At 48.7% G+C, this 12,177-nt stretch carries 12 protein-coding genes; 5 read left to right on the forward strand and 7 right to left on the reverse strand.

Going from position 1 to position 12,177, the window contains the following annotated elements; genetic code table 11:
* Positions 1 to 62: 62 nt before the first annotated feature.
* The 7 genes from I2D69_RS14495 to I2D69_RS14525 all read right to left on the reverse strand — a co-directional run bounded on the left by I2D69_RS14495 (position 63) and on the right by I2D69_RS14525 (position 7,353).
* Positions 63 to 1,886, reverse strand: coding sequence for a VirD4-like conjugal transfer protein, CD1115 family (locus I2D69_RS14495; RefSeq protein ID WP_195380127.1), 1,824 nt, complete (start codon positions 1,884 to 1,886; stop codon positions 63 to 65).
* Complete coding sequence (locus I2D69_RS14500) at positions 1,883 to 2,353, reverse strand: PcfB family protein (protein WP_173829575.1); 471 nt, start codon at positions 2,351 to 2,353, stop codon at positions 1,883 to 1,885. The genes I2D69_RS14495 and I2D69_RS14500 overlap by 4 nt, the downstream gene beginning before the upstream one ends.
* Positions 2,354 to 2,444: 91 nt before the next feature.
* Positions 2,445 to 3,494, reverse strand: coding sequence for a hypothetical protein (locus tag I2D69_RS14505; RefSeq protein ID WP_173829576.1), 1,050 nt, complete (start codon positions 3,492 to 3,494; stop codon positions 2,445 to 2,447).
* 14 nt (positions 3,495 to 3,508) lie between these two features.
* The gene (locus I2D69_RS14510) at positions 3,509 to 4,222 is read right to left on the reverse strand and encodes an antirestriction protein ArdA (protein WP_195380128.1); all 714 of its coding nucleotides are present in this window, start codon (positions 4,220 to 4,222) and stop codon (positions 3,509 to 3,511) included.
* 4 nt (positions 4,223 to 4,226) lie between these two features.
* Positions 4,227 to 5,312 (reverse strand): DNA cytosine methyltransferase, encoded by a 1,086-nt coding sequence (locus I2D69_RS14515; protein WP_144100237.1) that lies wholly within the window; start codon positions 5,310 to 5,312, stop codon positions 4,227 to 4,229.
* A complete protein-coding gene (locus tag I2D69_RS14520; protein WP_003500157.1) occupies positions 5,299 to 5,655 on the reverse strand; it encodes a hypothetical protein in 357 nt (118 codons plus the stop codon). Before I2D69_RS14520 ends, I2D69_RS14515 begins: the two co-directional genes overlap by 14 nt.
* Positions 5,656 to 5,964: 309 nt before the next feature.
* Positions 5,965 to 7,353 (reverse strand): ParB/RepB/Spo0J family partition protein, encoded by a 1,389-nt coding sequence (locus I2D69_RS14525; protein WP_195380129.1) that lies wholly within the window; start codon positions 7,351 to 7,353, stop codon positions 5,965 to 5,967.
* Between the two features lie 462 nt (positions 7,354 to 7,815).
* Here I2D69_RS14525 and I2D69_RS14530 point away from each other — a divergent pair, with 462 nt between their 5' ends.
* The 5 genes from I2D69_RS14530 (at position 7,816) to I2D69_RS14550 (ending at position 11,953) form a co-directional block, all read left to right on the forward strand.
* Positions 7,816 to 8,136 (forward strand): helix-turn-helix transcriptional regulator, encoded by a 321-nt coding sequence (locus tag I2D69_RS14530; protein ID WP_202017102.1) that lies wholly within the window; start codon positions 7,816 to 7,818, stop codon positions 8,134 to 8,136.
* A gap of 133 nt (positions 8,137 to 8,269) precedes the next feature.
* Positions 8,270 to 8,827 carry a transposase gene (locus tag I2D69_RS14535; RefSeq protein ID WP_202017103.1) on the forward strand — a complete coding sequence of 186 codons (558 nt, stop codon included), beginning with the start codon at positions 8,270 to 8,272 and terminating at the stop codon, positions 8,825 to 8,827.
* The gene (locus tag I2D69_RS14540) at positions 8,812 to 10,356 is read left to right on the forward strand and encodes a YifB family Mg chelatase-like AAA ATPase (RefSeq protein ID WP_173718819.1); all 1,545 of its coding nucleotides are present in this window, start codon (positions 8,812 to 8,814) and stop codon (positions 10,354 to 10,356) included. Before I2D69_RS14535 ends, I2D69_RS14540 begins: the two co-directional genes overlap by 16 nt.
* Position 10,357: 1 nt before the next feature.
* The gene (gene dprA, locus I2D69_RS14545) at positions 10,358 to 11,113 is read left to right on the forward strand and encodes a DNA-processing protein DprA (RefSeq protein ID WP_173718820.1); all 756 of its coding nucleotides are present in this window, start codon (positions 10,358 to 10,360) and stop codon (positions 11,111 to 11,113) included.
* Between the two features lie 489 nt (positions 11,114 to 11,602).
* Positions 11,603 to 11,953: a hypothetical protein gene (locus tag I2D69_RS14550; RefSeq protein WP_173718821.1), complete on the forward strand. Its 351-nt coding sequence runs from the start codon at positions 11,603 to 11,605 to the stop codon at positions 11,951 to 11,953.
* The last annotated feature ends 224 nt before the right edge of the window (positions 11,954 to 12,177 follow it).

Below are 12,177 nucleotides of genomic sequence, written 5' to 3' on the forward strand. Positions count from 1 at the left end.
TGGTTTTGGGTACAAAAAAAGCCGCCCACATCGGCGGCGCTTCGGGTCATCATGGCCCGAAGTTACACAAACTCGTCGCTGTCCAGATCATCGAAATTCAACAGGTCAGCTTCTTCGTCCGTGTCGGAGCCGTCCACTTCGTACACCGTGTATTCGTCCTCCGGCTTTAGTCTCAATGGCCGGTGGCGGAACAGGCTTTCCAAGCGGAAGGCGTTTTTCTTTTTATCAAATTCGGCTGTGTACTTGTAATTCGGGTGCTTTTTCAAGTCATACTTCGGGGACAGGAAAGGCGGGAGCCCCCGAAGCTGCAAGATACATTTATCTCCGGGCATGGTGGTGATCTCGCTGGTGGTCATCAGCTCCCGGCCAAGCCGCTGCATATTCTGGCTGTAACTTTCAGACTGTCCACGGCTGCGACCCTCGGTCTGCATGGAAATGGTGGCCTTGCCCAGCCAGTTTTCCGAAATATCCTTTAGGGTGGAAGCCTCCCGGCCTCCGAGGAACACGATACTGTCCATGTTTCCCATGATGGTTTCGGAATGGTCTTTGTACAATGCCTTGCACTGGCTCATTGCCTGATAAAAAAGCGTCAGGCTGATCTCACGGGAGCGGATGACAGCCACGATTTTTTCCAGCCCCGGCACCTGTCCGGTGTTGGCAGCCTCGTCCCATAGCACCCTCACATGGTAGGGCAGACGCCCGCCATAGGTGTTGTCAGCCCGTTCACACAGAAGGTTGAACATCTGCGAAAAAGCGAGGGCAACCAAAAAGTTGTAGGTGGTGTCCGTGTCGCTGATAAGAAAGAACAGCGCTGATTTTTCATCCCCCAGCTTATCCAGATCCAGTTCGTCATAAGACATGATCTCCCGAAGCTGGGGAATATCAAAGGGAGCCAGTCTTGCACCGCAGGAAATCAAGATGCTTTTGGCTGTCTTGCCGCTGGCGAGCTTGTATTTCTTATACTGCCTCACGGCGAAGTGCTGGGGGCTGCGACGTTCCAACCCGTCAAACATATAGTCCACCGCATTTTTGAAGGTTTCGTCATCCTCCCGGACTTCCATGCTGTTTATCATTTCCACCAGCGTATTCATGTTGCGTTCTTCCTCCGGCCCCTCAAAGACGATGTAGGCCACAAGGGCGCAGTACAAGAGGGTTTCAGCTTTAGTCCAGAACTCGTCGCCCTCCTTGCCGTCGCCTTTGGTGTTGGCGATCAGAGCAGTAACGAATTTCAAAACATCGCTTTCCGTCTTGATATAGGCCAGCGGATTGTAGTGCATGGATTTTGAAAAGTCGATACTGTTGAACACCCGCACCCTGTATTTCTCCCGTTGCAGAAACCGCCCGCACTGGTCGAGGGTGCCGCCCTTCGGGTCTACCACCACATACGAGGAATGGGCTTGAAGGAGCTGCGGGGTCAGCCAGAACCTTGTCTTTCCCGAGCCGGACGAGCCGATGACACAGGCGTTTAGGTTCCGGGCATTGGCGGGAATCTTCGGGCGGGTGTTCATGGTAAGGAACTCCGTCCCGGTCAGAATGACATTGTTCTGAAATTTAGGGTCAACAAACGGCTTTATATCCTCCTTTGTTCCAAAGCGGGCGGTGCCGTACTCCGCATCCCGCCGGAATTTTTTCGCCTGCCTGATCTTTGACTGTATCAGCAGATACACCCCAACCGCACCGGCAAGGCCCACCAGCAGGTCAATACCGCCCAGCCCCGGCCAGTAGGTTTCAAAGGCTTTGGGGAAGGTATCAAGCATCCCCACGAGCTTTGTCCCGAAGTCTGTGCCGGGGGCGATCCGGTAGGCCGTCCCGATTTTGGAGAAGAACCAGAACACAAAGAGGTACGGCAGGTTTGGGAGCACATATTTTCTGATCTTGTCACTCAACGTCCGTCCTTCACCGCCTCTCTGGTCCGCTGCTTTTCCTTTGCCTGTGTCCTGATCTGCTCCGTGAATTTCCGAAGCTGGCCGAGGATGGAAGCCTTGTCCTGCTCTTTGTTCAGCACCTTTGCGCTGTACTTCTGGAAGGCCGCCGTGATAGCGTCCGCCTGATTGGCTTTGAAAAACAGCAGGTAATGGCCGGGGCTCACTTTATGGAAAGCGTAGTCCACATGGAACTCCTTCGCAATCCGGTCAAAATCCTTTGGGGCTCCCACATAGGGCATGGTGCTTTTGCCGCCATAGTGGTTCATCAGCTTTTTCACGCTCTGGCGTCCCTGCGGGGTCAGCGCCTTCCGGTGGTGCTTTTGCAGTGCCCGCGCTACCTTCCCAAGAGCGGCAGCCAGCACTTTTCCCGTGAGCTTCGTTGTCCTGATCGAAAGGGCAACCGTTTTTTTGTTTACTTCTTCCTGCATAAAACCTCCTTTCCGTCGGGGTCCCCGCTATCCGGGAGGCCCCCGTACAATCTCGGGAAACAGAAAGCCTCGGGCCAATGTGGCCCGAGGCTTACCGCTCGGCATCCCTGCCGGACGGAGCTTTCTTTTCCGGCTCCGTCTGGACTTTTTCGCCCTGTTCCCGCATGGTCTGCAAGATAGAGGGCTTCTTTTGAAGCTGGGAGGGCTTTTCGCCGGACAGCGGCTTGATACATTCCAAACGGTCAGCCGCCCGGATGGCGTTGTCCGTGAGCTGCCTCTGCCATGCGCCCACGCTGGGAGCCCAGCGAAAGCCGCTGCTTTTCAGCTCGGCCCGGGTGTCTGCGTCAGGCTTTCCATCAAAGAATACCTGCAAGCGGTTGTCCTCCCGGTTCATCTCCACACGGCCCCCGTCGAACTCCCAGCCGGAAAACTCCCGCTGTGCCTGTTTGGAAAGCTGTTCGATACGGGCCTTTACCCGGCGGATCTCTGCATTGTTGTTGGTAAGCTGGTAGCTTTCAAAGGGCCTCGGATCGCTCCGCCAGCTTGACGCCATGCTTGCTTTCAGCTTTTCGATCTGGTCCGGCACCAGCAGCGCACAGCCATCCAGCTTGCCATGCTTGCGGTAATAGGCGTTGACCTCCTTCATAATGAGCTGGGAGCGTTCCAGCCCGTCCAGCTTCTTCTGGAGCTTTTCAATCGCTGCCGGGTCATCGGCGCTGATCCCGCCCATGCCGGTACTGCGTATCTTATCCAACAGCCCTTGAATATACCGCCATTCCTCCATGTTGCTGTCCCGGGCCCGGTTCTGTTTTTCCTTCTTTCCCACCGGGAAATTGGCAGGTCCGGCGATCATCATAGAGGGAACCCTTGCGTCAATGGCAAAGCCCTGGTTCATGTTTTCGGCCAGCTTGCGGGCGTAGGTGTCTAACAGATGGTCGATCTTCTCATGGTACATGGGGTCCACCCGCGATTTCTGCTGTTCCGCTATGGCGGCGGCCTTGTCCACCATTGCCCGGTATTCCGCCGTTGCGCTCCCTTCCTTGTAGTCGGAAAAGCTGTTCATTTCTTTTGCCCGGCGGGCGGCTCCTTCATTGATAGGGTAATAGTTGATGGTATGCACCTCCTTTATGCTTCGGGCCATGCTGGCCCGAAGTCCTACCGTTCTTCATGGGAAGGCTCCGCCTTGTCCTTTTTCGGAGCGGGCGGAGCCTCTTGAAACCGTTTGAGTGCGGCGAGAATGGAGTGGACAGGCTCGGCCTTTTCGGGATAGGCAAATATCCGGTGTTCCGGCGGGATGTCCTGCGGTCCGTGATAATACTCCTTGAAGCCCTCCGGGACTGCCGACACATACCCACCGGGAGCGAATACGCCGCCCTCGTTGATACGCACATCCCGCCCGTATGCCTCATAATCGAAGTAGTTCTGAATGTACTCCGGTATGTCGATAGTCCCAAGCTCGTCGGCGTAAAGACGGCCCAGCCCTTCATCATCGGAAATATCCGGGTAAAAGCGGTAAAGGTCAAGGTTCTGCGTCAGGTTTATCAAATCCTTCACGCTCCTTGTGTGGTTTCCCAAGACAAGAGCGGCTTCAAAGGTTTCCAGTCCGCCCTTATCCCGTACTTCCAGCAGGGCGTGGCCCAGCTCGTTCAGCTCGTCGATGTTCTCACATTCGTAGAGATGATCGTAGAGCCCCAGCACATCACTGTCAAAGCTGGTAAAGAACACTTCGCTGTACCGCTTCCCGTCTATCCCGATTTTGGCAAGGGCGGCCTGCAACTCCTGTGTCGTCATGGGGAAATGTACCGTTGTCCCTACCTCAATCCCCATTAAGGGGTATAGGGCTGTATTGGTTATATAGGCTTCAAACATGGGCTTATTCCTCCTTTCCGGCCCGGTCAGCCAGCACCTCATAGATCCCGGCCATAATGTAATCGGCACAAGGGAGGGCAATCGCATTTCCCAGCGCCTTGTAGCGTTGCAGAGGCCGGATCTCCATGCCGTCCGCCCCGTACTTTGTCCAGCCCTCCGGCAGCCCCATCAGCCGTTCACTTTCTGTTTCCGTCAGAAAACGGATACAGCCGCCCTCCGGGTCGCCCTCATACCAGAAGGCAAAGGGCGTTACATCACTGGCTAAAAGAGTGGGAAAAGGGTCAGTTGGTAATCCGAAGCTGTTTCGGAAGGCCGTTTCTTCCTGCCTTTTTGCCGCTCCCCGCATACGGAAGCACTGAAAGGGGTGGATGACTGGTATCTGCCGCCCTGTTTCAAAAGAAGCTGTTCGATCTCCTTCGGCGGCGGCCCGCCCGCCCTCTCCGCAAGGCGGAGGAAGTGGGAGCATTGGACGGGGCTTAAATAGTATGTCTGCGGCACGTCTGCCTCCAAAATCCGCCACGACGAAAATCCGCTGCCTTCGTGCCAGCCTTCGGGAGCCTGCCCAATACTGGGCGTCCATGAGTCGCCAGCACACATCAGGCGTTCCCCCTCGCACCATTCCGGCGTTTCCCCATCTTCCCGAAGGAGGCATTGGAACTTCGGTGTCCGAGAAGGCGGATAAGACGGCTCTAAAGTCCATCCGGTCATTTGTAGAAAACGCTCCCATGACGTTTTCCCAAACAGCGATAGCTGGATATAGGTTATCAGTAGCATCCCTCATTTCCTGTATGATACGAAACGCCTGATAGAACAGGCTTGATTTTGCCCCGGCAAGGCCGGAGCGGTTGCCAATCAGAGAAAGGTTCTGACAGGGGGAACCGAAGGTAATTATATGGACAGGTGGGATTTTCCCGCCGTCCACCTTCGTAATATCCCCCAAATGCACCATGTCGGGAAAGTGCCTTTTGGTTATGGAGATGGGCGCTTTTTCAATCTCGCTGGCCCATACCGGACGGATACCGCACCGGGAAGCAGCCAGAGGGAACACGCCGATCCCGTCGAAAAGGCTTCCCAGCTTAATGTCCGGCATGGCCCGGGGTGCCGTGTCCCTTCACGGCAAGCACCCCTTCCAGTGTGGTCGCCGCAATGCCCAGCCGCCCGGCAACCGCAATATCGTTTTTTACATCCTCATCCACAGCGCTGCCGCAGACGATCAGGGTGTGGGAGCGCCGCAGCATATCCCGGCGCATATCAATCCCGGCCTTGTGTTCCTCGGGAACGCTGTCATTCAAAAACAGCGGCAGATACAAGAGCGGGCAGATCGGGGAAAAGCCCGCCTCATAAGCAAGACGGCAGTAGTGGGCCGCCAGCTCCATATCAACATCCGGCTCGCCGCTCCATGCGGCGGTCAGGTACGCTAAAGGTCGTTTCATTGGTTGAGCCTCCATTTCTGTTTTGGTTTAGGGAAAAGCAAGGTATCGCCCAACCCCTCCGCCCCTTCCCCCGGGAAGGGGAACGGCTCTGGAGAATTTATATCCCCGTCGCTTGACCGGGAAAAAGCATAACCGGGAGAAATCCGTCAAGGGTGCCTCTGGCACCGCCTGCGGCGGCGCTGCCCTTGACTGATTTTCCCGGCTATGCTACGGAATAACTGGCGACGGGGAATAATTTATATCTCCAGAGCTTCGGGGCGCGGGGCAGAGCCCCGCAATCCTCGGGCCATGCTGACCCGAAGTTTGGGCTTACTTTTCCTGTTCGGTTTTCTTCTCCGGCTTTTCATGTTCCTTCTGCTGACCCTTCCAGTCGTCCAGCAGCTTGATGATCTGGTCCTTCATTTCCCTCGGCGTAGTTTCCTTGCCGAAATACTTGCTCAGTTCCGCACCTGTCAAAATCACTTTGTCTACCTCCTTTTTGTCCTCCATCATAATGCCGTCGATCACATCCCCGTTGAGCAACTTCTTTTCGTCCAGCTCACGCATACGCTTTGCCTGCGCCTGCGAAGGAGAGGACTGCTGGCTGTCAATGGCAACGGCGATATAGTTCTGGTTCTTCTTGCCGATATAGGAAAGCTCCACCGCCGTAGTAAAGCCCAGCTTTTTTTCATCCATCAGCTTCATCAGGTCGGGAACCAGCTCATTGAGCCGGATATACCGCTGCACCTGCTTGACCGCCATCTTATTGCGCTCGGCTACAATTTCGTTGGAGCGTTTTCCTGCGTCCTTCGGGTCAATCTGGCCCGAAGTGCGGGAGCCCTGGTGCTTGATGGCCTCAAGCTGCATTTTCAAGGCTTTGGCCCGCTCACTGGGGAGGATTTCTTCACGCTGGTTGAGATTGTCCTCGACCATCTGCGTGATGGCTTCATCGTCCGTCAGATTGCGAACAATACAGGGCATATCCGCATATCCGGCAAGCTCGCTGGCCTTCTGGCGGCGGTGGCCGGACACGATCTCATAGCCGCCATCCTCACGGGGACGGACGATAGCGGGCTGAGTCACGCCCTTGTCCTTGACGCTGGACACCATAGCCCGCATTTCTTCATCATCCCGGACCTCAAAGGGATGGTTCTTGAAGGCGTAGAGCTCGTTCAGCTTGATATAGACGATCTGCTCCTTGCCCCGGCGTGGAGCATCCTTTGGCTTTTCGGGTCCTTTCGGAGCGGGAGCGGCCTGTATCGTTGGAGCCGTTTTTTTCTCCGGTTCCTTTTTGACCGCCTTTTCCGGTTTCTGTGCGGGAGCTTTGGACTTCGGGGCTGCGTCCTTGTCCTTATTTGCTTTCGGGGGACGGCCCCGGCGCTTCGGCGGTTCCGGCTCTTTGGGCTTTTCCTGTTTTCCCTCAGCCTTTTTGGGAGCCTCCGGCTGCTTTTCCGGTTTCTCCACTTTTGTCGGGTCAGGCTTTTCCACGCCGGGAGCTGCCGCCCGTTCCTCTGCTTTCTTTTCTTTCATAATTTCAGCGAAGTTATAGACAGAAACCTGTGGGTTCTTTACCTCCGGTTCCGTCTTTTTTTCCGGCTCCGGGGAAACGGAAACCTTCTCCGGCTCTTTTGGGGGAGTAGGCGGTGTTTCTTTGCCCGGTCCGGTATCCGTTACCGGCTGTTCCGGCGTTTTTGTGGTTTTATCATCTGCCATAAGCATTTACCTCCTGTTTTTTGGCATGAAAAAAGGGGCTCAACTTTTCAGTCAAGCCCCCGTGGGAAGTTCCTCCTTTCTCCGCCATGATACAAAAATACCGCCCGTAGTCTCGTTTGGGCGGTACTTTGTGTAAGATTGGCAGTCCATTATTAAGTTTTTTATTATGTTCCCTTTGTACACCGTTGCAAGGATTTTAACAAAGAATAATATAGAGCGGATTATTGATTATTATTCTGTAACTTATGAACAAGTTAGAAAATCGCCATTGGGAAAACAGATTTTTTATAGCAAACCGTTTGTTATTACTCAGAAGAAAAGAGAAAAGCTTGCGGTAAGTATTTATTTGGTACAGAATACTACCCGGGGTCAGACCCCATAAAGAAAAAATAAAATTTTCAAATAGTGTTTGAAAAATATATCATTTGTGATATAATCCATATAGTGCAAAACGAGAGGAAATGAGATATGGATTACGATATCGAAATGAACCAGAAAGATTACCAAAAAGAAAAAGAAATTTGCTCGAAGCGTTTAGCGGCATATACTGAGGCAATTCAAAGGATTACATTAGAGAAATCCTCAAAGGTAATAGACGATCTTGTAGAGGAAAGGCATCGGCAAGGGCTGACACAACAGGATATAGCAGATATGACAGGAATTCGGACCTCGAATGTGGCACGTCTGGAAAAAGGGAAAAGGATTCCGACATTAATTATATTGCAGAAATATGCTTCAGCATTGGGAAAGCATATCGAAGTAAAGGTATGCGAAGGAACAGAAGAGTAAATGTGGCAGTAAGGGAAACAGTATGTTTCCCTTTTAAAGAAAATATCATAGATGATAGTATAAATAAAGATAAAGGAGAAAAAAGATAGCAAGAAAATTGAGAATATGGTTTCCAGGAGCAATTTATCATTTGATGGAGCGGGGAATACGGAGACTGGAAATCTTTCAAGATGAATTTGATTACCAGGTATTTCTGGAGATATTAAAAAAGGAATCGGAGCAGAAAAAATGTAACATACATGCGTACTGTCTGATGACAAACCATTTCCATCTGCTTGCAGAGAGTCAGAACGTAGAAATTGGGAAGTTTATGAAGAGTCTTGCTGGAAAATACGCAATGTATTATAACCACAGACATTCATATAAGGGACATGTTTTTGAAGACCGATATAAATCATGTCTGGTGGAAACAGATGAATATTTCTTACAGACAAGCCGTTACATTCATCTAAATCCAGTTAAGGCGAAGATGACAGAGCATCCTGAAGATTATAAATGGAGTTCTTATCGAACTATTATAAATCTGCAGGATGATAAGATTACAGAAAAACAAAAAACACTTTCCTATTTTGGGAAAAAAGGGGTTTACGCTTATCGGGACTTTGTGGAAAATGCAGCGCAGAAATATTATATAGAAGAGAATGAAATCAGAACAGGAATGGGGGAAAACGAACTATGGCTTCCGTGGTAAAATGTTTTGCAATCGATGGAATTGATGGTTATCCAGTTGATATAGAAATAAAAACACTGGAAGGACAGCCAATGATTTCGATTATAGGGCTGGGAGACCAGGCAGTGAAAGAGGCATCGGAACGTGTACAGGCGGCAATTGATGAAACTGGATATATCTTTCCCAAAAAACGTGTGATTATTAGCTTGGCACCGAGTGATAAGAAAAAAAGTGGTTCTCATTTTGACCTCGCTATGGCAATTGGTGTCTTACAGCAAAATGAGGATATGGCAGTTAAAAATATTTCTGAATATGGATTTATAGGAGAACTTTCCCTAGATGGAAGATTGCGGGCTTGTCATGGAATTCTGCCAATGATTATTGCAGCACAGCGTAATGGAATAAAAAAAGTCATCATTCCAGTAGAAAATTTGAAAGAAGCTAAACTTGTCCAGGGAGTAACGATTATCGGACTACAGAATTTGAGTGAGGTAGTGCGCTTTTTAGAGGGAAAAAATGTTGATGTAAATCGTATGTCAGATAAGATGGAGCAGGAAGATTGGGAAAAAGTAGTAGATTTTGCTGATGTGAAAGGACAGAAAGAATTGATTGATGCAGTCATATTAGCGGCAGCTGGAGGGCATAATATGCTGATGATAGGAGAACCAGGGTGTGGGAAAACAATGATTGCACAGAGGATTCCGACTATTCTTCCGGAAATGACAGAAGCGGAATGCCTGGAAGTTACAAAGATATATAGCATTTCAGGAATACTTCCAAATGGGCATGGTCTGATAAGGCATAGACCATTTCGTGCTCCGCATCATAATGCGTCATTGAATGCGTTGATCGGTGGTGGTGCGAATGCGTTGCCGGGAGAAGTGTCGCTTGCACACAATGGAGTTCTTTTCTTAGATGAACTTGCCGAATTTCCAAGACGTACTTTAGATGCGCTGCGGCAGCCTATTGAGGATAAGCAGGTATGTATTTCAAGAGTGAATGGAACACATACATTTCCTTCTAATTTTATGTTCATAACAGCTATGAATCCATGTCCATGTGGTTATTTTACAGGATCAAAATGCCGATGTACAGATTATGAAATTATAAAATACAGGGGGAAAATTTCCGGACCTATTATGGATAGAATTGATATCCAAAAGGAAGTAAAACCGGTAAATTACTTTGAACTGGAACAGGAACAGGAAAGTTATACTATGACTTCAAGGGAAATACGGGAGAAAGTAAAAAAAGCGAGAGAAATTCAGCAAATCAGATATCAAAACGAGCCAGGAATAAACTGCAATGCACAAATGTCTACAGCATTGCTGCAAAAATATTGTGTCTTAGATGAAAAATCCAGACAGCTTCTAAAAGAGACCAGTGAGAAATATGGTTACAGTGCCAGGGTAATACATAAATTACTTCGTCTGGCAAGAACCAGTGCAGACCTGGCTGAAGTGGAAAATATTCGGCTGGAAGATGTAAAAAGAATTTTAAATTATAGGGATTTAGACAGAAGTAATAATAAAATGCTGGTGGTGAATTGAAATGAAGTATTGGATCTGGCTTTCTACATTGCCATATATAGGAACTGTATCTGCCAGGAAAATTATTACTGTTTTGAAAAATCCGAAAAATGTATATTACAGTTCGGAAGAAGAGTTAAGAAAAATAGGAAATTTAACCTTACGGCAAAGAAACAGTATTTTAATGAACCGAGAATTAGAAAATGCAAAAAGAATTATTGAGCAGTGCGAAAAACATAGAATCTCACTACTTCCGATAGAAAATCCTTTGTATCCTAAAAGAGCCGGAAATTGCAATGATGCACCGATTATTTTATATTATAAGGGAACGATACAGAGGATGGATAAAACTGTTGGAATTGTGGGCGCAAGACGATGTACACAGGAAACCAAGAGGGCTGTGGCAGAATTGGCGGTGGCGTATACAGAAAAACAGACTGCAGTTATCAGTGGGATGGCCAAGGGAGTTGATTCCTATGCACATACGGCCTGTCTAAAAGCGAAAGGTTATACAGTTGCTGTGTTGGCAAATGGTCTTGATATTTGTTATCCCAGTGAGCATGAAAAATTGAAAGAATGTATAGAAAACAAAGGTCTGGTTATTTCTGAATATCCTCCAGGAATAAGACCAACGAAATATACATTTCCAAAAAGAAATCGATTAATCAGTGCATGGTCGGATGAACTGATTGTAGTTGCTGCAGGAAAGAAAAGTGGTGCGTTGATCACGGCAGATTATAGTAAAAAATATGGAAGGAAAATTATTTATTGTGAGTAAATTGGCCAATTACATAGTGCAATAGGAATTGATTGCATTACATTTTGATGAGAAAAACTATAAAGAAGATATTGTGATAATGCTGAATATTTTTATATGTGGCAGACTTGTTTCCTAATCTGTGATATGCTGAAAACATATCTTCACATGATACAAGAGAAAGAAGAGGGAAAATGAAGTTTAATTATTGCTACAGAATTACGTATGAGGCTGGAGAAGTTTGTGAGAGACGCCGGGATCAATTATGTAAGTTTGAAATACGAGAATAGTCAGGTGACTATTTGTGATTCATAGGAAATGTCCGCAGAATGAAGAACTTCGCCAAATGTTGTAACAGTTTCCTGATTTTCTCTAGCCATAGCAGTCCTTCCTAATATATGATGATTTACAATATATCAGGAATATCGAGGCAAGTCACTACGCTATGTTATGAGGCGCTTACTGAAAAAGTTAGCTTGGCTGTCCGTTGAGGATTATGGAGCAACAGTGATGGAAATCATTGTGGCAAGTGCAATGAAAGGCTATCTGAGGCGGATGTCAGAGGAAGAAGCCTTGAAAAAGGTGGAGAGTATCATTGAACCAAAGATAATCCAGCTGTTCGGTGAAAGTGGCGCACCGATGCCAGTGCAAAGCCATGTTGATGGTGCAAAGTTCGCTGCGTTCATCGATGAGGCCGTAGCGGATTCGATACGAGAACTGGAAGTGAGGGAAGATGATATGTCCGGAGTCAGTATTGTTGTTTTGCAGAATGTAGAGGGAAAGAGTATGGTTGAGACAATGAGTCCGGAATTTGTAGGATTCATTGGAGATGCGTATCGAAGCCTGAAATATGAGAGGTGAAAACGGTGCCTTTTTGAAAGACTTTTAAATATAGTTGATATTTTGAGTGAATTTGAGTACAATATAGAAGAATCAAAAGATTCCGTGTGGCGACACGTTAAAGCTGTACTCTGGCTGGGGAGGTTAATTACTGGCACTTTGTGATGCTCGGCATGGCATTGAGCCCACACTAGGGATATATGGTGAGTCCGTATCGGGGACTTAAATTACTGATGACTGGTGAT

The sequence above is a fragment of the Ruminococcus sp. D54t1_190329_F1 genome (assembly GCF_015551645.1).
Lineage (GTDB): Bacteria > Bacillota > Clostridia > Lachnospirales > Lachnospiraceae > Blautia_A > Blautia_A faecis.

Bases quoted from the DNA above. Each gene is read 5' to 3' on its own strand.
- I2D69_RS14500 (WP_173829575.1), bottom strand. From the start codon at position 2,353: ATGCAGGAAGAAGTAAACAAAAAAACGGTTGCCCTTTCGATCAGGACA.
- I2D69_RS14505 (WP_173829576.1), bottom strand. From the start codon at position 3,494: ATGGCCCGAAGCATAAAGGAGGTGCATACCATCAACTATTACCCTATC.
- I2D69_RS14510 (WP_195380128.1), bottom strand. From the start codon at position 4,222: ATGTTTGAAGCCTATATAACCAATACAGCCCTATACCCCTTAATGGGG.
- I2D69_RS14515 (WP_144100237.1), bottom strand. From the start codon at position 5,312: ATGCCGGACATTAAGCTGGGAAGCCTTTTCGACGGGATCGGCGTGTTC.
- I2D69_RS14520 (WP_003500157.1), bottom strand. From the start codon at position 5,655: ATGAAACGACCTTTAGCGTACCTGACCGCCGCATGGAGCGGCGAGCCG.
- I2D69_RS14525 (WP_195380129.1), bottom strand. From the start codon at position 7,353: ATGCTTATGGCAGATGATAAAACCACAAAAACGCCGGAACAGCCGGTA.
- I2D69_RS14530 (WP_202017102.1), top strand. From the start codon at position 7,816: ATGGATTACGATATCGAAATGAACCAGAAAGATTACCAAAAAGAAAAA.
- I2D69_RS14535 (WP_202017103.1), top strand. From the start codon at position 8,270: ATGGAGCGGGGAATACGGAGACTGGAAATCTTTCAAGATGAATTTGAT.
- I2D69_RS14540 (WP_173718819.1), top strand. From the start codon at position 8,812: ATGGCTTCCGTGGTAAAATGTTTTGCAATCGATGGAATTGATGGTTAT.
- dprA (WP_173718820.1), top strand. From the start codon at position 10,358: ATGAAGTATTGGATCTGGCTTTCTACATTGCCATATATAGGAACTGTA.
- I2D69_RS14550 (WP_173718821.1), top strand. From the start codon at position 11,603: ATGGAAATCATTGTGGCAAGTGCAATGAAAGGCTATCTGAGGCGGATG.